General features: G+C 61.4%; 19 protein-coding genes and 3 tRNA genes. 17 read left to right on the forward strand and 5 right to left on the reverse strand.

The genetic code is table 11. The features are described from left to right. The first annotated feature begins 21 nt into the window (after positions 1–21). The gene (locus F6X62_RS05890) at positions 22–1,761 is read left to right on the forward strand and encodes an ABC transporter substrate-binding protein (protein ID WP_054892395.1); all 1,740 of its coding nucleotides are present in this window, start codon (positions 22–24) and stop codon (positions 1,759–1,761) included. 151 nt (positions 1,762–1,912) lie between these two features. Here the strand turns inward: F6X62_RS05890 and folD are convergent, their stop codons facing one another. After that, entirely contained in the window at positions 1,913–2,767 is an 855-nt protein-coding gene (gene folD / locus F6X62_RS05895; RefSeq protein WP_054892394.1) for a bifunctional methylenetetrahydrofolate dehydrogenase/methenyltetrahydrofolate cyclohydrolase FolD, read from the reverse strand. Positions 2,768–3,055: 288 nt separating this feature from the next. On the opposite strand from folD, the gene F6X62_RS05900 reads away from it, so the two are divergent. The 12 genes from F6X62_RS05900 (at position 3,056) to F6X62_RS05955 (ending at position 14,382) form a co-directional block, all read left to right on the forward strand. After that, positions 3,056–3,132: transfer RNA gene (locus F6X62_RS05900), tRNA-Arg, on the forward strand. A gap of 46 nt (positions 3,133–3,178) precedes the next feature. Beyond that, a tRNA-His gene (locus F6X62_RS05905) sits at positions 3,179–3,254 on the forward strand. Between the two features lie 57 nt (positions 3,255–3,311). After that, a tRNA-Leu gene (locus tag F6X62_RS05910) sits at positions 3,312–3,396 on the forward strand. Between the two features lie 266 nt (positions 3,397–3,662). Further along, a complete protein-coding gene (locus F6X62_RS05915) occupies positions 3,663–4,442 on the forward strand; it encodes a class I SAM-dependent methyltransferase (protein WP_153772947.1) in 780 nt (259 codons plus the stop codon). 5 nt (positions 4,443–4,447) lie between these two features. After that, positions 4,448–5,278 carry an alpha/beta hydrolase gene (locus F6X62_RS05920; RefSeq protein WP_153772948.1) on the forward strand — a complete coding sequence of 277 codons (831 nt, stop codon included), beginning with the start codon at positions 4,448–4,450 and terminating at the stop codon, positions 5,276–5,278. An 88-nt stretch (positions 5,279–5,366) separates the two neighbouring features. Then, complete coding sequence (locus F6X62_RS05925; RefSeq protein WP_153772949.1) at positions 5,367–5,666, forward strand: DUF6388 family protein; 300 nt, start codon at positions 5,367–5,369, stop codon at positions 5,664–5,666. A 243-nt stretch (positions 5,667–5,909) separates the two neighbouring features. Then, positions 5,910–7,223: a trigger factor gene (tig, locus tag F6X62_RS05930; RefSeq protein WP_054892390.1), complete on the forward strand. Its 1,314-nt coding sequence runs from the start codon at positions 5,910–5,912 to the stop codon at positions 7,221–7,223. Positions 7,224–7,314: 91 nt separating this feature from the next. Then, the gene (gene clpP / locus F6X62_RS05935; protein ID WP_029613529.1) at positions 7,315–7,956 is read left to right on the forward strand and encodes an ATP-dependent Clp endopeptidase proteolytic subunit ClpP; all 642 of its coding nucleotides are present in this window, start codon (positions 7,315–7,317) and stop codon (positions 7,954–7,956) included. Positions 7,957–8,064: 108 nt separating this feature from the next. Beyond that, positions 8,065–9,348 (forward strand): ATP-dependent Clp protease ATP-binding subunit ClpX, encoded by a 1,284-nt coding sequence (gene clpX, locus F6X62_RS05940; protein WP_054892389.1) that lies wholly within the window; start codon positions 8,065–8,067, stop codon positions 9,346–9,348. Positions 9,349–9,503: 155 nt separating this feature from the next. Beyond that, positions 9,504–11,900, forward strand: a complete 2,397-nt coding sequence (gene lon, locus F6X62_RS05945) for an endopeptidase La (RefSeq protein WP_054892388.1) — start codon at positions 9,504–9,506, stop codon at positions 11,898–11,900. A 153-nt stretch (positions 11,901–12,053) separates the two neighbouring features. Further along, positions 12,054–12,326 carry a nucleoid-associated protein HU-beta gene (gene hupB / locus F6X62_RS05950; RefSeq protein WP_054892387.1) on the forward strand — a complete coding sequence of 91 codons (273 nt, stop codon included), beginning with the start codon at positions 12,054–12,056 and terminating at the stop codon, positions 12,324–12,326. 184 nt (positions 12,327–12,510) lie between these two features. Next, positions 12,511–14,382: a SurA N-terminal domain-containing protein gene (locus F6X62_RS05955; RefSeq protein ID WP_153772950.1), complete on the forward strand. Its 1,872-nt coding sequence runs from the start codon at positions 12,511–12,513 to the stop codon at positions 14,380–14,382. A gap of 109 nt (positions 14,383–14,491) precedes the next feature. Here the strand turns inward: F6X62_RS05955 and F6X62_RS05960 are convergent, their stop codons facing one another. After that, positions 14,492–15,532 (reverse strand): patatin-like phospholipase family protein, encoded by a 1,041-nt coding sequence (locus tag F6X62_RS05960; RefSeq protein WP_153772951.1) that lies wholly within the window; start codon positions 15,530–15,532, stop codon positions 14,492–14,494. Positions 15,533–15,689: 157 nt separating this feature from the next. On the opposite strand from F6X62_RS05960, the gene F6X62_RS05965 reads away from it, so the two are divergent. The 3 genes from F6X62_RS05965 to F6X62_RS05975 all read left to right on the forward strand — a co-directional run bounded on the left by F6X62_RS05965 (position 15,690) and on the right by F6X62_RS05975 (position 17,641). Beyond that, on the forward strand, positions 15,690–15,968 hold the full coding sequence (locus F6X62_RS05965; RefSeq protein WP_054892384.1) for a hypothetical protein: 279 nt from the start codon (positions 15,690–15,692) through the stop codon (positions 15,966–15,968). 14 nt (positions 15,969–15,982) lie between these two features. Continuing rightward, positions 15,983–16,750, forward strand: a complete 768-nt coding sequence (locus F6X62_RS05970; protein ID WP_153772952.1) for a CHAD domain-containing protein — start codon at positions 15,983–15,985, stop codon at positions 16,748–16,750. 93 nt (positions 16,751–16,843) lie between these two features. Further along, the gene (locus F6X62_RS05975; protein WP_153772953.1) at positions 16,844–17,641 is read left to right on the forward strand and encodes an acyl-CoA thioesterase II; all 798 of its coding nucleotides are present in this window, start codon (positions 16,844–16,846) and stop codon (positions 17,639–17,641) included. A 14-nt stretch (positions 17,642–17,655) separates the two neighbouring features. On the opposite strand, the gene F6X62_RS05980 is transcribed toward F6X62_RS05975, so the two are convergent. The 3 genes from F6X62_RS05980 to F6X62_RS05990 form a co-directional block, all read right to left on the reverse strand. After that, on the reverse strand, positions 17,656–18,024 hold the full coding sequence (locus F6X62_RS05980; protein ID WP_153772954.1) for an Mpo1-like protein: 369 nt from the start codon (positions 18,022–18,024) through the stop codon (positions 17,656–17,658). A gap of 75 nt (positions 18,025–18,099) precedes the next feature. Next, positions 18,100–19,578, reverse strand: a complete 1,479-nt coding sequence (locus tag F6X62_RS05985; RefSeq protein WP_063544120.1) for a methyl-accepting chemotaxis protein — start codon at positions 19,576–19,578, stop codon at positions 18,100–18,102. Between the two features lie 87 nt (positions 19,579–19,665). After that, the gene (locus F6X62_RS05990; protein WP_153772955.1) at positions 19,666–20,463 is read right to left on the reverse strand and encodes a TatD family hydrolase; all 798 of its coding nucleotides are present in this window, start codon (positions 20,461–20,463) and stop codon (positions 19,666–19,668) included. Between the two features lie 155 nt (positions 20,464–20,618). Here F6X62_RS05990 and F6X62_RS05995 point away from each other — a divergent pair, with 155 nt between their 5' ends. Next, positions 20,619–22,025, forward strand: coding sequence for a transglycosylase SLT domain-containing protein (locus tag F6X62_RS05995; RefSeq protein ID WP_153772956.1), 1,407 nt, complete (start codon positions 20,619–20,621; stop codon positions 22,023–22,025). Positions 22,026–22,081: the final 56 nt, after the last annotated feature.

A 22,081-nucleotide genomic window follows, 5' to 3' on the forward strand; every position in this document is an offset into this window, starting at 1 on the left:
CATTTCAATCGGGAGATCACAATGTTCGATAACGACAACAAGCGGCGACATTTGACTCTGGCCGCGGCGCTGCTGCTCGGCGGCCTGCAGGGCACGGCGTGGGCCGATCAGTACGAGGACGCGGCGAAAAAATGGATCGGCAGCGAGTTCAAGCCCTCCACCTTGAGTGCCGAGCAGCAGATGGCGGAGCTCAAGTGGTTCATCAAGGCCGCCGAACCGTTTCGTGGGATGAAGATCAACGTGGTGTCGGAAACCCTCACCACCCATGAGTATGAATCCAAGGTCCTGGCCAAGGCATTCAGCGAGATCACCGGCATCCAGCTCACCCACGATCTGTTGCAGGAAGGCGATGTGGTGGAGAAGCTGCAGACGCAGATGCAGTCGGACAAGAACATCTACGACGGCTGGGTCAACGATTCCGACCTGATCGGCACGCACTTTCGCTATGGCAAGGTGCAGTCGATCACTGACCTGATGGCCAACGAAGGCAAGGACTACACCTCGCCTACGCTCGACCTGAAAGACTTTATCGGCATTTCCTTCACCACCGCGCCAGACGGCAAGGTCTACCAGTTGCCTGACCAGCAGTTCGCCAACCTTTACTGGTTCCGCGCCGACTGGTTCGAACGCCCTGACCTGAAGGCCAAGTTCAAGGAAAAGTACGGCTACGAGCTGGGCGTGCCAGTGAACTGGTCGGCCTATGAAGACATTGCCAAGTTCTTCACCGAGGACGTCAAGGAGATCGATGGCAAGCGTGTCTACGGCCATATGGACTACGGCAAGAAAGATCCCTCGCTCGGCTGGCGTTTCACTGATGCCTGGTTCTCCATGGCCGGCGGCGGCGACAAGGGCCTGCCCAATGGCTTGCCGGTGGACGAGTGGGGCATTCGCGTTGAGGACTGCCACCCCGTTGGCTCCAGCGTCACCCGTGGTGGCGATACCAACGGCCCGGCAGCGGTGTTCGCGACGCAGAAGTACGTGGACTGGATGCGCGCCTATGCGCCGAAGGAAGCGCAGGGCATGACCTTCTCCGAGTCAGGCCCGGTGCCGGCCCAGGGCAATATCGCCCAGCAGATCTTCTGGTACACCGCCTTCACCGCCGATATGGTCAAGCCCGGGTTGCCGGTGGTCAACGCCGATGGCACGCCGAAGTGGCGCATGGCGCCGTCGCCGAAGGGGCCGTATTGGGAGGAGGGCATGAAATTGGGTTACCAGGACACCGGTTCCTGGACCTTCTTCAAGTCCACCCCGGAAAAGCAGCGTCTCGCGGCATGGCTGTACGCGCAGTTCGTGACCTCGAAAACCGTGTCGCTGAAGAAGACCATCGTCGGTCTGACGCCGATCCGCGAGTCGGACATCAACTCCCAGGCCATGACCGAGATGGCGCCCAAGCTGGGTGGGCTGGTGGAGTTCTATCGCAGCCCGGCACGGGTGCAGTGGACCCCGACCGGCACCAACGTGCCCGACTATCCGCGCCTGGCGCAGCTGTGGTGGAGTCATATCGCCGAGGTGGCCAGTGGCGAGAAGACCCCGCAGGAGGCCCTCGACGGCCTGGCCCGCGACCAGGACCGCATGATGGAGCGGCTGCAGCGTTCCAATGCCCAGGCCACCTGTGCGCCGAAGCTCAACCCAGAGCGTGATGCGCAGTACTGGTTCGACCAGCCAGGTGCGCCGAAACCGAAGCTGGCCAACGAAAAGCCCAAGGGCGAGACGGTCAGCTACAACGAGCTGCTCAAGTCGTGGGAGGAGGCGCGCAAGTGATCAGTTGCCGAGCGTACTGACCTCTACGCAGGCAGCCCTGCGCTCCCGCAATAGCGTCGGTAGATTCACCGCTTGATGAAAAACGGCACCCTTGGGGTGCCGTTTTTCATTGCTGCGCCGCTGGAACCTAAATCCAGTGTGCCAAGAACAGTTACTTGTGCAGCTCTTCAGCCGCATACAAGGTGTTCTCCAGCAGGCACGCACGGGTCATGGGCCCGACGCCACCTGGAACCGGCGTGATCCAGCCGGCGCGGGGCAGGGCGGTCTCGTAGACCACATCGCCCACCAGCTTGCCGTCTTCCTGGCGGTTGATGCCCACGTCGATGACGATGGCGCCTTCCTTGACCCACTCACCCTTGACCAGGCCCGGTTTGCCGGCCGCTACCACCAGCAGGTCGGCGCGGCCGACGTGGCCGGCCAGGTCCTTGGTGAAGCGGTGGCAGACGGTGACGGTGCAACCGGCCAGCAGCAGTTCCATGGCCATCGGGCGACCGACGATGTTGGAGGCGCCGACGATCACCGCGTTCATGCCGTACAGGTCTTGCCCGGTGCTCTCCAGCAGGGTGATGATTCCCTTCGGGGTGCATGGGCGCAGCAGCGGGATGCGTTGGGCCAGGCGACCGATGTTGTAGGGGTGGAAACCATCGACGTCCTTGTCCGGACGAATGCGCTCGAGCAGCAGCGAAGCGTCCAGATGCGCTGGCAGCGGCAGTTGCAGCAGGATGCCATCGACGGCCGGGTCGTCGTTGAGACGGTCGATCAGCTCGGTCAGGGCTTGCTGCGTGGTGTCGCTGGGCAGGTCGAACGCCTGGGAGATGAAGCCGACTTCCTCACAGTCCTTGCGCTTGTGCGAAACGTAGACTTGGGAGGCCGGGTCGGTGCCGACCAGGATCACCGCCAGGCCTGGCGTGCGCAGGCCTTGCTGGCGGCGCTCGGCGACACGTTGGGCGATCTGCTTGCGCAGGTTGGCGGCGATCGCCTTGCCATCTATAAGGTGTGCAGTCATAGACGCGTGATTAACCATCGAGAAGGGAACAATAAAGAGGGCGCATTCTCGCACGAGCCGGGCCGAGGGCAAAGGCGCGTGGTCGGGCAAATCCCCTAACCCCTTAAATAATTTAAATTTTTTTGAAAAAAGTGTTGACGACCTTTCGGCTCGTCTATAACATTCGTCGCACTTGTCGGGCACAACCTAGCACTGGTTAGCAAAGTCAGGCAGAATGAGCGGATTTGCTAGCTCGTTCGGTAAGGCTGAAAATTGATTTGCAATCGTAATGGAAAGCAGATTGAATATGCGCCCGTAGCTCAGCTGGATAGAGCATCCGCCTTCTAAGCGGATGGTCGCAGGTTCGAGTCCTGCCGGGTGCGCCATAAGGCAGCTTAGGCAAGCAAGTAGGTAACGTAACACCGCAATATGGTGGGCGTAGCTCAGTTGGTAGAGCGCTGGATTGTGATTCCAGTTGTCGTGGGTTCGATTCCCATCGTCCACCCCATATTCTTCGAAGGCGCCTTGATTGTATAATCAGGCGCCTTTGTTTTAAGCGCATCACGCGGACGTGGTGAAATTGGTAGACACACTGGATTTAGGTTCCAGCGGCGCAAGCTGTAAGAGTTCGAGTCTCTTCGTCCGCACCATCTTCTGTTTTCAATGCGCGCTCAAACGCATGAAAACCTCCTGAAAATGCCGCCTTGTGCGGCATTTTTCATTTCTGCAGCAAATTCCCAGGGCAGCGGAATTCTGGCGCATCCGTGTCAGTTCGCTGGCGCGATTTTTTGTGTTCATCATTCGGCATCACCTCCCAGCCCAGTGTTCATGCGGGTTGTGCCTCGGTGTTGGCGCCTGGTCGGATTCTTGCTTGGCGTTTGGCGTTGATGCGATTCCGCGAATAAAAGGAACGAACATGAAAGTCTGCAGCACGCATAGGGACAGTCTGTATTACGTGGTTGGCGCGGTCTTCAATGCGCTGGAAAAACGCCCGGTGGTTGCCGAGCTTGGCGTGCTGCGCGGCGAGAACGCCCTCAAGCTGCGCGCAGCCCTGACGCCAGAACGCATGGTGCTGGCCGACAGCTGGAGCAAGGAGTCGAACAAGGCTTACAGTCCATTCGATCAGTTGCCGCCCTGGGTCTCTCCGGTGGAGGACTACGAGTACTACTATGGTGGCTCGCTGCACGATGACGCGACCTGGGACCGCTTGTACGAAGAGTGCGTGTCCAAGTTCCTCGATATGCCCGAGGTCACGGTGATTCGCTCCGACACCATCGGTGCGATCGACAGGATCCGCGAGCGGACCGGCATCGAGCAGTTCGATTTCGTCTACGTGGATGCCAACCACCAGTACGAGTACGTCCTGCGCGACATGATGTATTACCAGGAAATGCTTGGTCCGGACGGCATCATGATGCTCAACGACTGCTGCTTCAGTGCCAATGGCACCAAGCAGAACCTGGGCGTGCTCGAAGCGCTCGGCAGCTTCATGAAGCGTTCGGACTTCATTCCGGTGGCGATGACCAATACCGATTGGTCTGATGTGATCCTGGTGCGCCGCAATTCCGTGCTGGTGCAGCTGTTCGACATGGCGCTGAGCAACTCCGACGTTCCTTACGTCGAGATCCCTCACCAACTGATCACCGCTGCACGCGTGGTCTATGGCGCGCAGCGTCACAACCTCAGCTTCGTCTGATTTCGATGTGGGGCAGGGGTGTACTGGCTGTTGTGGGTGCTCTTGTGCTCGCTGCGTGCCAGTCGCCGCGCGAATCGCTGGAGCACAGGGCTGCCGAGTACGGTCGTGAGGTACAGGTGCTGGCGCTGGGAAGCTTTCCACTGCTGATCGTGGCGCCCGCGCGGATGCCCGCAGCCAACGTGCTGCGGGTTTATCTGGAGGGTGATGGCCATGCCTGGGTCACGCCCTCGCAGCCGAGTCTGGATCCTACGCCGCGGCAGACTCTGGTGGTCGACCTGGCGATGCAGGATCCGACACCTTCCTTATATATGGCCAGGCCCTGTCAGTTCGTCAGCGTCCCTGGATGCACGCCGGCGCTGTGGACCAGTCGGCGCTTCTCCCCTGAGGTGCTGGGCGCTCTTGGTCGGGCGCTCGATGACGTGAAGTCGCGTTATGGCAATCAGGGCTTCGAGCTGGTGGGCTACTCCGGCGGCGGAGCGCTTGCCTTGTTGCTGGCGGGTCGGCGTGAGGATGTGTGGCAGGTCCAGACCCTTGCCGGCAATCTGAGTCCGGCCGAATGGGCGCGAATGCTTGAGCTGACGCCGCTGGAAGGTTCGCTCGAGCCTTTACAGTATCGGGAACGCCTGGCGCGTATTCCCCAGCGCCATTTGCTGGGTGCCGAGGATCGCCAGATGCCTGCTGGCGTTGCGGCGTTTTATGCTCGGCAGTTGGGAGAGGCGCCTTGCCTCGAACTGGTTTCCCTGTCGGGTGTGACGCATGAGCGGGGTTGGCAACAGGCCTGGCCGAGCTGGCGGCAGCGGTCGCTGGCGTGTGCACCTGTCGAGCGGAAGGATTGAGGGGCTTGCCCTCTGGTGGCCACGCTATAAAAGCTGATAGATTTCAGCCGGTTGAAACACCGGTCGGTGACCGGCAGGGGAAATATCGATGATTGCCAAAGAAGCGCGCCAGGCGTTGGCGCTGCAGCGCTTTCGCGAAGCCAACCCGCAATTGCTCGAGGAGATCCGCGAGCTTGACGCGCGCGAGCAGGCCCAGCAGGTCGAGTGGGCGTTCGAGGATGCGGCTCAGGAGCAGGGTATCGAGCCCTGGGAGCTGGCCTTGCAGTTGATCGCCGAAAACCCGGAGCAATTGCAGGCCATGCGCCTGGAGACTCACCGCGAGGTGGCCGAGGCGCTGGGCATGTCTTGGGAAGAATATTGCCAGTTCAATGAAATCGACTCGCAGTAACGGGCCGATTCTGCAGTTGTAACTGTTTGACAGGTTTTTTCGGCATGCGCCTCAAAGATGGCGCGCAGCCCTTGAGTAACGAGGCCTGGCGCGTTTTTGCGCCGGCCTGTAAACGAAATCGACCGGCGTGGTTGTCCGTCGTCCCGAGTGGGGTGACTTCTGGTGCGTGAGTCACTAGAATATTCGCCCTTGATTCTGGAGTCGGGCTATCGCCGGCTAACGTCTGTGCAACGAGGAATATCCATGCAAGTTTCTGTTGAAAACACTTCCGCTCTCGAGCGCCGCATGACCATCGCCGTTCCGGCCGAGCGCGTCGAGAACGAAGTCAACAAGCGTCTGCAACAGACTGCCCGTCGCGCCAAGGTCCCGGGCTTCCGTCCAGGCAAGGTGCCAATGAGCGTTATCCGTCAGCGTTACGAAGACGCTGCCCGCCAGGAAGCCTTCGGTGACCTGGTCCAGGCCTCCTTCTATGAAGCCGTGGTCGAGCAGAAGCTGAACCCGGCTGGCGCCCCGGCTGTCGAGCCTAAGTCGTTCGAGAAAGGCAAGGACCTCGAGTTCGTCGCCGTCTTCGAAGTCTTCCCTGAATTCACCGTTGCCGGCTTCGAGTCGATCAACGTCGAGCGCCTGAGCGCCGACGTCGCTGACGCCGACCTGGACAACATGCTGGAAGTGCTGCGCAAGCAGAACGTCCGTTTCGAAGCCGTCGAGCGCGCTGCCGAGAAAGACGACCAGGTCAACATCGACTTCGTCGGCAAGATCGACGGTGAGGCCTTCGCCGGTGGTTCGGCCAAGGGCACCCAGCTGGTACTGGGTTCCGGCCGCATGATCCCAGGCTTCGAAGATGGCCTGGTTGGCGCCAAGGCCGGTGAAGAGCGCGTCGTCAACGTGACCTTCCCCGAGGACTACCAGAACCTGGATCTGGCCAACAAGGCCGCCGAGTTCACCATCACTGTCAACAGCGTTTCCGCACCTGTGCTGCCAGAGCTGAACGAAGCCTTCTTCGCCCAGTTCGGCATCAAGGAATCCACCCTGGAAGGCTTCCGCACCGAGGTTCGCAAGAACATGGAGCGCGAACTGCGCCAGGCCATCAAGGCCAAGGTCAAGAACCAGGTCATGGACGGTCTGCTGGCCGCCAACCCGGTAGACGTGCCGAAAGCCCTGCTGGAAAACGAAGTCAACCGTCTGCGCGTGCAGGCTGTCCAGCAGTTCGGTGGCAACATCAAGCCTGAGCAACTGCCGGCCGAGCTGTTCGAAGAGCAAGCCAAGCGCCGTGTGGTCCTGGGCCTGATCGTCGCCGAGGTGGTCAAGCAGTTCGAGCTGAAGCCGGACGATGCCAAGGTTCGCGAGATGATCGAGGAAATGGCTTCCGCTTACCAGGAGCCTGAGCAGGTCATCAACTGGTACTACAAGAACGACCAGCAACTGAACGAAGTCCGTTCGGTTGTGCTGGAAGAGCAAGTTGTAGATACTGTCCTGCAGAAAGCGACTGTGACCGACAAGTCGGTCTCGTACGAAGAGGCTGTCAAGCCAGCACAGGCTCCTGCCGAAGCTGAGTGATTTGCTACTCTCGTAGGAAACCCCACAAGCCAGCCTTCGGGCTGGCTTGTGCGTTATTAAAGCCATGACTATTTGGGAGTGAGTGCAGGACATGTCCCGCAATTCTTATATTCAGCAGAGCTCTGACATCCAGGCCGCAGGCGGTCTGGTCCCGATGGTTATCGAGCAGTCCGCCCGTGGCGAACGTGCCTACGACATCTACTCGCGCCTGTTGAAGGAGCGTGTGATCTTCCTGGTGGGTCCTGTAGAGGACTACATGGCCAACCTGGTTGTGGCGCAGCTGCTGTTCCTTGAAGCGGAAAACCCGGACAAGGATATCCATCTGTACATCAACTCGCCGGGTGGCTCGGTCACCGCAGGCATGTCGATCTACGACACCATGCAATTCATCAAGCCGGACGTCTCCACCATCTGCATCGGCCAGGCCTGCAGCATGGGCGCCTTCCTGCTGGCAGCCGGTGCGGCAGGCAAGCGTCACTGCCTGCCGAACTCGCGCGTGATGATTCACCAGCCGCTGGGCGGCTTCCAGGGCCAGGCGACCGATATCGAGATCCATGCCCAGGAAATCCTCAGCATCAAGGCGCGCCTGAACGAGCTGCTGGCCTTCCACACCGGCCAGGACCTCGAGACCATCAAGCGCGACACCGAGCGTGACAACTTCATGAGCGCCTCGCGCGCGGCCGAGTACGGCCTGGTCGACTCGGTCTACGACAAGCGGCAACTGGTATCCTGAGCCCAGGCGCCAGAGCGGGCGGGCGCCGAAAGGGCCCGCCTGCGGACTTGAAAAAGCCCGCAATTGCCTTCATCTTGTGTTGCAAGCCTACCGGATTGGATCGATCGAATGACTGACACCCGTAACGGCGAGGACAACGGCAAATTGCTCTATTGCTCCTTCTGCGGCAAAAGCCAGCACGAAGTGCGCAAATTGATTGCCGGGCCCTCGGTATTTATCTGCGACGAGTGCGTCGACCTGTGCAACGACATCATCCGAGAGGAGGTGCAGGAAGCCCAGGCCGAGAGCAACGCGCACAAATTACCTTCGCCGAAAGAAATCAGCGGTATCCTGGACCAGTACGTCATTGGTCAGGAGCGCGCCAAGAAGGTGCTTGCCGTAGCGGTGTACAACCACTACAAGCGCCTGAACCAGCGTGACAAGAAGGGCGACGAGGTCGAACTCGGCAAGAGCAACATCCTCCTGATCGGGCCTACCGGCTCGGGCAAGACCCTGCTCGCCGAAACCCTCGCGCGCCTGTTGAACGTGCCGTTCACCATCGCCGACGCCACCACCCTGACCGAAGCCGGTTATGTGGGTGAGGACGTCGAGAACATCATTCAGAAGCTGTTGCAGAAGTGCGACTACGATGTGGAAAAGGCCCAGATGGGCATCGTCTACATCGACGAGATCGACAAGATCTCGCGCAAGTCGGACAACCCGTCCATCACCCGTGACGTCTCGGGCGAGGGCGTGCAGCAGGCATTGCTGAAGCTGATCGAGGGCACCGTGGCTTCCGTGCCGCCCCAGGGTGGCCGCAAGCACCCGCAGCAGGAGTTCCTGCAGGTCGACACGCGTAACATCCTGTTCATCTGCGGTGGCGCATTCTCGGGTCTCGAGAAGGTCATCCAGAACCGCTCCACCAAAGGTGGTATCGGTTTCGGCGCGGAAGTGCGCAGCAAGCAGGAAGGCAAGAAGGTGGGTGAGTCGCTGCGCGAAGTCGAGCCGGACGATCTGGTCAAGTTTGGCCTGATTCCGGAATTCGTCGGTCGCTTGCCGGTTCTGGCCACGCTCGACGAGCTGGACGAAGCTGCGTTGATGCAGATTCTCACCGAGCCGAAGAACGCCCTGACCAAGCAGTACGCCAGGCTGTTCGAGATGGAAAGCGTGGACCTCGAGTTCCGCAGCGACGCGCTCAAGGCCGTTGCTCGCAAGGCTCTGGAGCGCAAGACCGGCGCCCGTGGCCTGCGTTCGATCCTCGAAGGCGTGCTGCTCGACACCATGTACGAGATTCCTTCGCAGAAGGATGTCAGCAAGGTGGTGATCGACGAGAGCGTCATCGACGGTACTTCGCAGCCGCTGCTGATCTACGAGAACAGCGAGCCGCAAGCCAAGGCCGTGCCTGACGCCTGAGTCGCACGCCTGACACGTTGAAGCAGAAAGGGGCCGCGGGCCCCTTTCTGCTTTTCTGGCGCCAGCGCTTGTATTTTTGCGGACCTGCCCCCACATTAGCTCCAAGCACTATTTCCACCGGTTTCCGGCCCCAAGGCCGCTGTAGAGGCGAAATCATGAAGACCACCCTCGACTTGCCTCTTTTGCCATTGCGCGATGTCGTCGTCTATCCGCACATGGTTATCCCGCTGTTCGTGGGACGCGAGAAGTCCATCGAAGCCCTAGAGGCCGCAATGACGGGCGAAAAGCAGATCCTCCTGCTGGCCCAGAAGAATCCAGCCGACGATGATCCGGGCGAAGATGCCCTGTATCGCGTCGGCACCATCGCTACCGTCCTGCAACTGCTCAAGCTGCCTGATGGCACCGTCAAGGTGCTGGTCGAAGGCGAGCAGCGCGGTGCGGTCGAGCGCTTCACCGAGGTCGAAGGCCACGTTCGCGCCGAAGTCAGCCTGATCGACGAGGTCGAGGCGGCCGAGCGCGAGTCCGAAGTGTTCGTGCGCAGCCTGCTGTCGCAGTTCGAGCAGTACGTTCAGCTGGGCAAGAAAGTGCCTGCCGAGGTGCTGTCCTCGCTCAACAGCATCGAAGAGCCGGGGCGCCTGGTCGATACCATGGCCGCGCACATGGCGCTGAAGATCGAGCAGAAGCAGGAAATCCTCGAGATCATCGACCTGTCTGCCCGTGTCGAACACGTACTGGCGCTGCTGGACGCCGAAATCGACTTGCTGCAGGTCGAGAAGCGCATCCGTGGCCGGGTCAAGAAGCAGATGGAGCGCAGCCAGCGCGAGTACTACCTGAATGAGCAGATGAAGGCCATTCAGAAGGAGCTCGGCGACGGCGACGAAGGCCACAACGAAGTCGAGGAGCTGAAAAAGCGTATCGATGCTGCTGGCCTGCCCAAGGATGCCCTCACCAAGGCCCAGGCCGAGCTGAACAAGCTCAAGCAGATGTCGCCGATGTCCGCCGAGGCCACGGTGGTGCGCTCTTACCTCGATTGGCTGGTGCAGGTGCCCTGGAAAGCCCAGAGCAAGGTGCGTCTGGATCTGGCCAAGGCTGAAGAGATCCTAGATTCGGACCACTACGGCCTGGAAGAGGTGAAGGAGCGTATCCTCGAGTACCTCGCGGTCCAGAAGCGCGTGAAGAAGATCCGTGGCCCCGTCCTGTGCCTCGTCGGGCCGCCCGGCGTGGGCAAGACATCGCTGGCCGAGTCGATCGCCGCGGCCACCAATCGCAAGTTCGTGCGCATGGCCTTGGGTGGTGTGCGTGACGAGGCCGAGATCCGTGGTCACCGCCGTACCTACATCGGCTCGATGCCGGGTCGCCTGATTCAGAAGATGACCAAGGTCGGGGTGCGCAACCCGCTGTTCCTGCTCGACGAGATCGACAAGATGGGCAGCGACATGCGCGGCGATCCGGCCTCGGCACTGCTCGAGGTGCTCGACCCGGAGCAGAATCACAACTTCAACGATCACTACCTGGAAGTCGACTACGACCTCTCGGACGTGATGTTCCTGTGCACCTCCAACTCGATGAACATTCCGCCAGCGTTGCTGGACCGGATGGAGATCATTCGTCTGCCGGGCTACACCGAGGACGAGAAGGTCAACATTGCGGTCAAGTACCTGGTGCCCAAGCAGGTCAAGGCCAACGGCCTCAAGAAGGAAGAGCTGGAGGTCGACGTCGCCGCGATCCGCGACATCATCCGCTACTACACTCGAGAAGCCGGTGTGCGTGGTCTGGAGCGCCAGATTGCCAAGGTCTGCCGCAAGGTGGTCAAGGAGCATGCGGGCAACAAGCAGGTGAAGGTCAAGGTCACCGGCGACCAGCTCGAACACCTGCTGGGTGTGCGCAAGTTCCGTTATGGTCTGGCCGAAACCCAGGACCAGATCGGCCAGGTCACAGGCCTTGCCTGGACCCAGGTCGGCGGTGAGCTGCTGACCATCGAGGCGGTCGTGATTCCTGGCAAGGGGCAGTTGATCAAGACCGGCTCGCTCGGCGATGTCATGGTCGAATCGATCACTGCCGCACAGACCGTGGTACGCAGCCGCGCCCGCAGCCTGGGTATCGCTGCCGATTTCCACGAGAAGCACGACGTGCACATCCACATGCCTGAGGGCGCCACGCCGAAGGATGGCCCGAGTGCCGGTATCGGCATGTGCACTGCACTGGTCTCGGCGCTGACCCAGATTCCGGTGCGTGCCGACGTGGCGATGACCGGTGAAATCACCCTGCGCGGTCAGGTGCTTGCCATCGGCGGGCTGAAGGAAAAACTGCTTGCGGCGCACCGCGGCGGGATCAAGACAGTCATCATTCCCGAGGAAAATGTGCGTGACCTGAAGGAGATTCCTGAAAATATAAAACAGGATCTGCAAATCAAACCGGTTAAATGGATTGACGAGGTCCTGCAAATTGCGCTGCAATACGCCCCGGAGCCCTTGCCAGATGTGGCTCCGGAGATTGTCGCGAAAGAAGAGAAGCGCGACAGCGATGCTAAGGAAAGAATTAGCACGCACTAGTTCGTATCTCATTGGGGGCCTTCGGTTGACAGCTTTTTCGGGCCCTTGCTATAAAGCGGCACGCCAGTGTCAACAGGCCACCCAATGATCGTTTCATAAGCTTTTCATTACATACTTAGAAACAAACTCAATAGAGATATGAGGGGACTTAGAGTGAACAAGTCGGAACTGATTGACGCTATCGCCGCTTCTGCTGACATCCCGAAAGCTGTAGCCGGCCGCGCGCTGGACGCAGTAATTGACTCCGTAACCGGTGCCCTGAAAGCAGGCGACGACGTCGTTCTGGTTGGCTTTGGTACCTTCTCCGTCAAGGAGCGCGCTGAGCGCACCGGCCGTAACCCGCAAACCGGCAAGGCGATCAAGATCGCTGCTGCCAAGGTTCCAGGCTTCAAAGCTGGCAAAGGCCTGAAAGACGCCGTCAACTAAGTCGTCTCTTTCAGCCGGACCCGGCCTGGCCAGGTCCGAGCACGTAGCGGCGGGGGCCGCAAACGTTCCCGCCTGCCACGTTTGCTAAGAAAAGGCGCATCCTCGGATGCGCCTTTCTTTTATCAGGATTCTACCCACTCTCCGCGGTTGTCGATGCAGTGGTACGACCGTTTCTGGGGGACGCATGCTGCAGAATATCAGGGACAATTCACAGGGTTGGATTGCCAAGACCATCATTGGCCTCATCGTCGTGCTGATGGCACTGACCGGTTTCGAGGCCATCTTCCAGGCCGCCAGCCACAGCCAGGATGCCGCCAAGGTGAATGGCCAGACCATCAGCCAGAACGAGCTGAGCCAGGCCGTCGACATGCAGCGCCGCCAGCTGATGCAACAGCTGGGCAAGGATTTCGATCCGGCGATGCTGGACGAGAAGATGCTGCGTGAGGCCGCACTCAAGGGGCTGATCGACCGCAAGCTGCTGTTGCAGGGTGCCGAAGACGCCAAGTTCGCTTTCTCCGAGGCGGCACTGGATCAGTTGATCCTGCAGACGCCTGAGTTCCAGGTCGATGGCAAGTTCAGCGCCGAGCGCTTCGACGCCGTCATCCGCCAGATGGGCTACGGCCGCATGCAGTTCCGCGAAATGCTCGCCCAGGAAATGCTCATCGGCCAGCTGCGTACCGGCCTGGCAGGCAGCAGCTTCGTTACCGACAAACAAGTCGACGCCTTCGCCCGTCTGGAAAACCAGACCCGCGATTTCGCTTCGCTGACCTTCAAGGCCAACCCGGCCGCAGTCAAGGTGAGCGATGAAGAGATCAAGGCTCATTACGATCAGCACGCCAAGGAATTCATGACCCCTGATCAGGTGGTCATCGATTACATCGAGCTCAAGAAAGCTGCGTTCTTCGACCAGGTTTCGGTCAACGAAGACGAGCTCAAGGCGCTGTACGAAAAGGAAATCGCCAACCTCGCGGAACAGCGCCGCGCTGCGCACATCCTGGTCGAAGTCAACGACAAGACCGATGATGCCCAGGCCAAGGCCCGCATCGAAGAGATCCAGCAGCGCCTGTCCAAGGGTGAAGACTTCGCCAAGTTGGCCAAGGAGTTCTCCCAGGATCCGGGCTCGGCGGCCAATGGCGGTGACCTCGGCTTCGCAGGTCCGGGTGTCTATGACCCGGCCTTCGAGGATGCCCTGTACAAGTTGAACAAGGACCAGGTGTCGGCACCGGTTCGCACCGAGTACGGCTACCACCTGATCAAGCTGCTGGGCGTCGAGGCGCCTGAAGTGCCTACCTTCGCCAGCCTGAAGGACAAGCTGACCCACGAGCTGAAAACCCAGCAGGTCGAGCAGAAGTTCGTCGAAGTCACCAAGCAACTGGAAGACTCGGCCTTCGAAGCCTCCGACCTGGCGCAGCCTGCGCAGGAACTGGGCTTGAAGGTACAGACCTCGGCACCGTTCGGCCGTGAGGGCGGCGAGGGCATCACTGCCAACCGTTCGGTGATCCAGGCTGCGTTCAGTGAAGAGGTGATGGACGAAGGCGCCAACAGCAGTGCCCTGGAGCTGGACCCTGAGACCGTGGTGGTACTGCGTGTGAAAGAGCACCGCAAGCCGGAGCAACTGGTGCTGGAAGTCGTGTCGAAGAACATCAGAGAACACCTGGCCAAGGAGAAGGCGACCGCCGAGCTCAAGGCCAAGGCGGACAAGCTGATTGCCGGCCTGCGTGATGGTTCGATCGCCAAGGGCGCCGACCAGGAAGGGCAGAAGTGGAAGGTGCAGGAGGCGGTGACCCGCAACCAGGAAGGCATCGACCCAGCCGAACTGCAGGCCGCGTTCCGCATGGCCAAGCCTGAGTCCAAGGACAAGCCGGTCTACGGCAGTGTCGTCCTGGGTGACGGCAGCCTGGTAGTGCTGCAGCTCAAGGGTGTCAACGAAGGTGCTGCCGCCTCCGACGAGGAGAAGGTGCAGATTCGTCGCTACCTCGCTTCGCGCGCAGGCCAGCAGGACTTCGCTGCCTTCCGCAAGCAACTGGAAGCCAGCGCCGACATCACCCGTTACTGAGTGCTTTCGTCGTGACGAAACAGGCCGCTTAAGCGGCCTGTTTCGTTTTCGGCATCTCCAGGTATTTTCGCGGTCAGGCCCGCGAAAAAGTCAGCGCCGATACTCCTGCCTAGCGCGGCTCCCCCTCATGACTGTCCAGGGTATCCCGCGCAATCTCACGCCCCAGTGCGATCAGCTCCGGCGCCTTGTAAAACTCGAAGAACCGGCATACCCGCTTCGGCACGTTGATCAGTACATCCGGCGGATACCCGGCGATCTTGTACTGTGCCAGCGAGGTCTGCATCACCTCGAAGCTCTGGTTGATCAGGTCGAGTAGCGATGCAGGTCCGACGTTATCGATGATGAACGAACCGGTCGCCGACTTGGGGGCGCCGTCGCGTTCCGGGGCCGCTGCCGGTTGCTGGCTTTCCGGGTCGGCGGGGTCGCTCAGCCACGGGTTTGTCTGGCTCATGCGTTCGGCGACGATTTCCTGCTCGATGCGCATCAGCTGCTCGGCCGGCTTGCGGCGAAACGGCATGCGCGACCCCAGCGAACTGATCACCGATTCGAAACGCATCCTGAACGCCGCCGGGCGTTCGATCACCGGCAACTGGTACTGTTTCTGATTGGTGGCGTTGAGGTTGACCGCGATGATCAGGTCGCAGTGACTGGACACCACCGGCACGATCGGCAATGGATTGAGAATACCGCCATCGACCAGCATGCGGTTGCCCTGCATGACGGGCGTGAACAGGCTGGGAATCGCCGCCGAGGCGCGCATGGCCTGGTGCAGGCAGCCTTCCTGGAACCAGATTTCCTGCTGGTTGGTCAGGTCGGTGGCGACGGCGGTATAGGGGATTCGCAGTTGTTCGATGTTGATCTCGCCGACGATCTTGCGGATTTGTCCAAATACCTTGTCACCACGAATGGCGCCCAGGCGAAAGCTCACATCCACCAGGCGCAGCACGTCGAGGTAGTCCAGGCTTTCTATCCAGCGACGGTATTCGTCGAGCTTGCCGGCGGCATAGATGCCACCAATCACCGCGCCCATCGAGCAACCGGCGATGCAGGCGATTTCGTAGCCGCGACGCTCGATCTCCTCGATCACGCCGATGTGCGCATATCCCCGGGCACCGCCCGAACCGAGCACCAGTGCGACACGCTTGCTCATACTTTTCCCCCCAAGGCATTTCGCGCGTATTCCAACAATGCACCCATTGGTGCCGGTGCTTCAATGTCGTTGCGTGCTGGGCTACGCTGAGCATGGCACTTTTCACGTTGCCGGCCGTCGAACAGCGACTGTTTTGTCCTTCTTGAGGTAATGCCCGATGAAAGCCTGGATCTGCCTTCCCCTGATTGCCCTGGCCCTTGCTGGCTGTGCGGGCAAGACGGCCTATCGCGACAGTTGCGCGACTCAGTTGGATGCGGCCTGGAAGGAGCTCGACCTCGCCAAGGCCGAAGGGTTTGCCGGTACCGTGAGCTACTCCAAGGCGCTGTCATTGCTGACTGGAGCCAAGACCCAGCAGCAGTTCGAGGCGTTCGAGGGGTGCAGCAGCAAAGCCGAGCGAGCACGTTTCTATATCCGTGAGTCCCGTGCAGGCCGTTGACCGAGGAGGCTGATATGCCCGCGATGCTCGATCATGTAGTCGCTCAGGTCCTGGCCCTGCAGGTGCGTCTACTGGCCTGCCGGGAACGCCTGGCCGCCGATACCGACAGCGAAGCCCTGCACGACCTGCGCACCAGTGTCAGGCGCCTGCGCAGTCTGCTGCGACCCTTGCGCGCGCTGCCGGGTGTCGAACAGTTGGAGGATGCAGCGAAATCGCTGGGCACGCTCACCACGCCTCTGCGCGACCGTGAGGTGCTGGCCGATCAGTTGATCTCTGCTGGGTACGCGCAGGCCGGGCAGCGGCGTTTGCAGGGCAGGGCAGCGACGTTCGCCAGCGTGGCTGCCAGCCCGCAGTTGACCCGGCTGCTGGCGATACTGGATTCATTCCCCCTGTTCCTGCGTGCTTCGCAACGCGAAGGCCTGGCGAATGACTTGGGCACGCGCATCGACAACCGCCTGCGCAAGCAATGGCGCAAGCTGGAAGCGGCCATCGACGATCCGGCCCACGACCGGCATCGCTTGCGTCTGTTGATCAAACGGGTGCGCTACGGCGATGAGGCCTACCCGCAGTTGCGCCATGCAGGGAAGAAGCTTCAGAGGCTGCTCAAGCAGGCGCAAGGCGACCTGGGCGATTGGCATGATCGTGTTCAATGGCTGCTGCAATTGCGCGAGCATCCCGACCTGGCGCCGTGCGAGGCGGCTTGGGAAACCGAGTTGCATGAGACCGAGCGTGCCAGCGATGCCACCTTGGCGTCGTTGCGCAAAGCCCTGTCGCGTCGATAACTCCAGTAAATGACCGATATGCGGGCTGCCCTGTGCCAGCCTGCTGGTTACCATGCGCCTTGACCCCGTTGTCGATAGAGGCCAAGGACTTCCATGAATTTCGATGAACTGCTAGAGGCCGTGCGCCGCCACCCGGCGTCGGTCAGTATCCCACCAGACTGGGCCCAGGGCCGCGCTTCGTTTGGCGGGTTGATGGCGGCGTTGGTCTATGAGGTGATGTGCCAGAAGATCAGCGATGGGCGGCCAGTGCGCTCTTTGGCCATCAGTTTCGTCGGCCCGGCGGCACCGGATGTGCCGATACGCTTCGAGGCCGAGGTGCTGCGTGAGGGCAAGGCTGTGAGCACGCTGCTGGGGCGTGCGATCCAGGATGGGCAGGTGGTGACGTTGGTGCAGGGCAACTTCGGTGCTGGACGCCCGTCGGTGGTAGAGGTGCAGGCCGAGCCAGCGCCACCGTTCAAGGCTCTGGAGGATTCGGCGCCGGAGTTACCCTACATCAAGGGCGTCATGCCTGAATTCATGCGCAAGGTGGCGCTGCGCTGGGCGATCGGGGGGCTACCCTTCAGCGGAAACGCATCGCGCCAGATGGGCGGTTGGGTGCGTCTGCGCGACCTGCCGGAGGCCCCGCTCGAAGTGTCGCACCTGCTGGCGCTGGTCGATGCCTGGCCGCCGAGCCTGATGCCTTATCTCAAGCAACCTGCCGCAGGCAGCACCCTGACCTGGACCATCGAGTTCGTCCAGCCATTGCCGGAGCTGAGCACGCACGACTGGTACCAGTATTGTGTAGAGACCGAGCACGCCCGTGATGGTTATGGGCATGCCGCAGCCCGCTTATGGTCGGCCGATGGCCGTTTGTTGGCCTTGAGCCGGCAGACGGTGACGGTGTTTGCCTGAGCCTTGCCGCGTGTTCAGGGCCGATGCTTGTGTCTCTCGCGCCAGGCACGCCACCAGCCACCGCTCAGGACGAAACGTGGGAAGGTGATGAACTGTTCGGTCAACAGACGTTTCAGGGCGTCCTGTCGATCACTGAACGGCTCGGGTTGCTCGGCCTCCAGGCGATGGCCCTGGCGCTGCATGGCAAGCCCTGCGATCAGCGCGATCACGCCTACGGCAAGCTGGGTGATGTCGAGCGAGAACAGGCCTGAAAGCACCAGCAGGGCACCAAGGATGAACAGCGGTACGGCAATCAGGTGCAGCACCAGGTTGGTCGGGTGGCGGTGATTATGGTGGTAGCCGCGCCATTGCCAGGCGTGCAGATTCGGCAGACGTTTGCTCATGGACGATTCCCCTTGGTCATGTCCAAAGCTTAGTGCGGCCCCCCGCAGGGGGCCAATCGAGGCTGTTTATCGGGACTATAGCTTGAGCTGGCCGATGGCTTTGTTCAGTTCGCCGGCGAGGGTCGCCAACGCATTGCTGGTGGTGGCCGATCCAACGGTCTGCTGTACGGTTTCTTCGGTAACGTCGCGGATGCTCACCACTGCCCGGTTCATCTCCTCGGCGACCTGGCTTTGCTGCTCGGCGGCCACGGCGATCTGTGTGTTGCTCTCGCGCATCTGCGCCACCGCGCGGGTGATTTCGGCCAGCGCATCGCCGGCTTCGCGGGCCTGCTTGACGCAGTCGTCGGCCTTGTAGGAGCTCTCTTGCATGTACTCCACGGCATCACGGGTGCCGTCCTGAAGCGCGGACACCATGGTGGTGATCTCGTTGGTGGAGTTCTGCACGCGCTTGGCCAGGTTGCGTACTTCGTCGGCCACCACCGCGAAGCCGCGACCCAGGTCGCCGGCGCGTGCGGCTTCGATGGCGGCGTTGAGGGCCAGCAGGTTGGTCTGCTCGGCGATACTGTGGATCACGCTGACCACGCCGTTGATCTTCTGGCTGTCGTCGGCCAGTTGGCGAATCATCTCGGCAGTCTGCTGCACGCCACTGGACAGCCCGGCAATGGAATCTTGTACCCGGCTGACCACTTCCTGGCCGCTGCCGGCGAGGCTGTCGGCGCTTTGCGACAGGTCGCGGGTGGCGCCGGCGTGCTGGGCGATGTGATGCACGGTGGCGGACATCTCGTTGATCGCTGTCGCGGCCTGGTCGGTCTCGCTCTGCTGGCCGATCATGCCGTGGCGTACTTCGTCCATGCTTGTGGCCAGACGTGCGGCGCCTGAGTCCAGTTGCGCGGCAGTGTGGGCCACGGTGCTGACCACGCGGTGGTAGGTCGTCTGCATGGCATTGAAGGCCCCGGCCATCTGGCCCACTTCGTCGCCACAGGCCAGCGGCACGCGCGCCGACAGGTCGCCGGTTTTTTCCACGTGCAGCATCACATCCTTGAGGGTGTTGAGCTGGCTGAGCAGGAAGCGGATCAGCAGCTGCGAAGCGCAAAGCATCGCCAGCATGAGAATCAGTACGCACACCGCGTAGTTGCTGAATCGGTCGATGAATACCTGGCGCAGGCTTGGCGATTGCGCCAGCACGGCGATGTGCTGGTTGCCCTGGCGCAGCACCTGGGCGCCGCGCAGCGGATCGTCGCCAAACAGCCAGGCGGCGGGCAACGCGACCCAGCCTTGGCCGTCACGCAGTGCCTCGACGGGCTCGCCTTTGAAGCTCGGGGTCTGGCCTTCCTGCCAAGTGATCATATGTGGCAGGTGGGGGAAGGGTTGTGCAGCGGGCCAGGTGGCCAGCAGTTCGGCCTGGGCGACGGCATGCGCCTGGGCCGATTCGGCGCGGGCCTGCTGCTCCAGGTAGACCGCGTAGAGCACCAGCAGCAAGGTGGTGACGAAGGCCACCGCATTGACTGCCCAGAATTTGTACTTCAGGGAAATATTGCTAAGCCAGGCACCCATGGTAGGTCTTCTCTGAGTTGAGCGGAAACATTATTGGCAAGGTGCCATCATTGTGTCCGCTCGCGCGCGAAGCCTTCATGACATGCGTCAAGGGAGCTTGAAGAAATCCTTGGCCGTGGCCGTGGTGTGCTGGGCGCAGTGCTCAAGGCTTTCACCCCGGTGCAAGGCGACTTCACGCAGTACTTCAGGCAGGAACGCCGGTTCGTTGCGTCCGCTCTTCGGTTTCGGCCGCAGGGTGCGCGGCAGCAGGTAGGGCGCATCGCTTTCGAGCATCAGTCGGCCTTCGGGAATATTGCCTACCAGTGGATGCAGGTGCGTCCCGCGTCGCTCGTCACAGATCCACCCGGTGATGCCGATGTGCAGGTCCAGGTCGAGGTAGGCGAACAGCGCCTGGCGCTCGCCAGTGAAGCAATGCACCACGGCGGCTGGCAACTGGTCGCGGTAGTGCCTGAGGATTGCCAATAGCCGCTCGCTGGCATCGCGTTCATGCAGGAAGACCGGCAACTGCACTTCGGCGGCCAGGGCCAGTTGAGCTTCCAGGGCTTTTTCCTGCTGTGGACGGGGGGAGAAGTCACGGTTGAAGTCCAACCCGCATTCACCCACGGCAAGCACCCGCGGCTGAGCCAGCAGATCGCGCAGGGTGCGTTCGCTGGCGCCTTCCCAATGGCTGGCATCGTGAGGGTGGACGCCGGCCGTGCTGAACAGGTGTTGGCCAGCCTCATCCAGGCGCTGGCACAGGGCCACGGCCTCTTCGCTGACAGCCAGGCTGGTGCCGGTCAAAACCATCTGCGCCACGCCGGCGGCCAGGGCGCGTTCGACGATCGCCGCCTGCTGGTCGTGAAAGCTGCTGTTGGTCAGGTTGACGCCGATATCGATCAGTTGCATGGTGCTACCTCGTGCCGCGGGGCGGCCAGCATAGCAAAATCTGCAAGTTCGCAGAAAAACCAAGAACTTCAAACGTTTGCCATGGTCTCTTGCCGTCATTTGTCATGCGCACCGCTCGGCGCATGGTTTCGCCAACCGCTTCTGGACCCTTCTTCATGCTGCGAACCCTGCTGACGACCTTGCTGTTGCTCGGGCTGATCGCCGCGGCGCCTGCCATCGCCCGCGAAACCGGCCCGTTGCAGCATGTGCCGGCGAGCCAGAGTCGCGACCTTGCGCAGATTCGAGCGAGCAAGGTGTTGCGGGTGCTGGTCAACCAGAGCCGCAACAGCTCAGGCGAGGTCAAGGGCGAACCGGTGGGTATCGAGTACTATCGCCTGCGCGCGCTGGAGCATTTTCTCAATGCGCGGGTCGCGGACGGTCAGGAAATCACGCTGCAGATCGTCCCGCGCGCCAAGGAACAACTGATAGGCGCCCTGCAGCGCGGTGAAGGCGACCTTGCCGCGCCTGGCGAATTGCTCGATGCGGGGCTGGTGCAGGGCGTCGGAGTCAGTGCGCCGGTGCTTGACCAGGTGCCGCTGATGCTGGTCGGACGCAAGGGTGAGCGAGCCTTCAGCCGGGTCGAGCAGCTGTCCGGGCGCACCATCGCCCTGACCACCGCCAGCGCTGCCGGTGCGGTGATCGAGCAGATCAACCAGCAGCTGGCCCTGCGCAAGCGCCCGCTGGTGAAGATCGAGTGGGTCGACCCGACCCTGGCAGTCGAGGATGTACTGGAGATGGTCCAGGCCGGCATCTATCACCTGACCGTGGTGGAGCGTCCCATCGCACAGCGCTGGGCGCGGGTGATGCCCAAGCTGCGCCTGGACACCCAGTTGCGTCTGAGCCAACCTCAGGCCATGCGCTGGTATGTGCGCAAGGATGCCGAGCAGTTGCTGGCCAGCGTGGACCGCTTCCTTGCCGTTTACCGCGCGCCGGACAACCAGGATGCAGCCTTCGAGCGCATCTATCGACGCCAGTACCGCGTGCACAATCCGCTGGCCCGCCAGGACCGCCAGCGCCTGGAGTCGCTGCGCGCGGTGTTGCAGAAGCACGGCGCCGAGCAGCAGATCGACTGGCTCAACCTAGCGGCCCTGGCGTTCAAGGAGTCGACATTCGATCCCAAGGCCCGTGGTACAGGAGGCGCCCATGGGCTGATGCAGATCACCCCGGCCGCCGCGCAACGGGTGGGCGTGAGCAATACGGCCACGGTCGACGGAAATGTTCAGGCCAGCGCGCGCTACCTCGCGCTGATCCGACGCAAGTTCTTCTCCAACCCGCAGCTCAATGAGCGTGAGCGCATGGCCTTCATTCTTGCCGCCTACAACCTCGGCCCGGAACGCGTCCAGGCAATGCGCGCCGAGGCCCGTCGCCGTGGCCTCAACGGTAACCAGTGGTTTTTCCAGACCGAGCGCATCGCCATGGAGCAGGTGGGTATGGGGCCGGTGAACTTCGTCAACAGCGTCAACAAGTACTTCCTGGCATTCAACCGGGAGCGCAGCGCCTTGGAGCGGGTCGCGAAACGCTGATAAATCGACTTTTTCGATTTGTTTGTTAGGTTTTTTGCGGTTTTCTTATTCGTTGG

It is taken from the genome of Pseudomonas sp. MNR3A, from assembly GCF_009650575.1.
Taxonomy (GTDB): Bacteria; Pseudomonadota; Gammaproteobacteria; order Pseudomonadales; family Pseudomonadaceae; genus Aquipseudomonas; species Aquipseudomonas machongensis.

Bases quoted from the DNA above. Each gene is read 5' to 3' on its own strand.
- F6X62_RS05975 (WP_153772953.1), top strand. From the start codon at position 16,844: ATGAATTTCGATGAACTGCTAGAGGCCGTGCGCCGCCACCCGGCGTCG.
- F6X62_RS05925 (WP_153772949.1), top strand. From the start codon at position 5,367: ATGATTGCCAAAGAAGCGCGCCAGGCGTTGGCGCTGCAGCGCTTTCGC.
- F6X62_RS05980 (WP_153772954.1), bottom strand. From the start codon at position 18,024: ATGAGCAAACGTCTGCCGAATCTGCACGCCTGGCAATGGCGCGGCTAC.
- F6X62_RS05920 (WP_153772948.1), top strand. From the start codon at position 4,448: ATGTGGGGCAGGGGTGTACTGGCTGTTGTGGGTGCTCTTGTGCTCGCT.
- tig (WP_054892390.1), top strand. From the start codon at position 5,910: ATGCAAGTTTCTGTTGAAAACACTTCCGCTCTCGAGCGCCGCATGACC.
- F6X62_RS05985 (WP_063544120.1), bottom strand. From the start codon at position 19,578: ATGGGTGCCTGGCTTAGCAATATTTCCCTGAAGTACAAATTCTGGGCA.
- F6X62_RS05955 (WP_153772950.1), top strand. From the start codon at position 12,511: ATGCTGCAGAATATCAGGGACAATTCACAGGGTTGGATTGCCAAGACC.
- F6X62_RS05990 (WP_153772955.1), bottom strand. From the start codon at position 20,463: ATGCAACTGATCGATATCGGCGTCAACCTGACCAACAGCAGCTTTCAC.
- F6X62_RS05970 (WP_153772952.1), top strand. From the start codon at position 15,983: ATGCCCGCGATGCTCGATCATGTAGTCGCTCAGGTCCTGGCCCTGCAG.
- F6X62_RS05890 (WP_054892395.1), top strand. From the start codon at position 22: ATGTTCGATAACGACAACAAGCGGCGACATTTGACTCTGGCCGCGGCG.
- F6X62_RS05965 (WP_054892384.1), top strand. From the start codon at position 15,690: ATGAAAGCCTGGATCTGCCTTCCCCTGATTGCCCTGGCCCTTGCTGGC.
- F6X62_RS05915 (WP_153772947.1), top strand. From the start codon at position 3,663: ATGAAAGTCTGCAGCACGCATAGGGACAGTCTGTATTACGTGGTTGGC.
- lon (WP_054892388.1), top strand. From the start codon at position 9,504: ATGAAGACCACCCTCGACTTGCCTCTTTTGCCATTGCGCGATGTCGTC.
- F6X62_RS05960 (WP_153772951.1), bottom strand. From the start codon at position 15,532: ATGAGCAAGCGTGTCGCACTGGTGCTCGGTTCGGGCGGTGCCCGGGGA.
- clpX (WP_054892389.1), top strand. From the start codon at position 8,065: ATGACTGACACCCGTAACGGCGAGGACAACGGCAAATTGCTCTATTGC.
- clpP (WP_029613529.1), top strand. From the start codon at position 7,315: ATGTCCCGCAATTCTTATATTCAGCAGAGCTCTGACATCCAGGCCGCA.
- folD (WP_054892394.1), bottom strand. From the start codon at position 2,767: ATGACTGCACACCTTATAGATGGCAAGGCGATCGCCGCCAACCTGCGC.
- F6X62_RS05995 (WP_153772956.1), top strand. From the start codon at position 20,619: ATGCTGCGAACCCTGCTGACGACCTTGCTGTTGCTCGGGCTGATCGCC.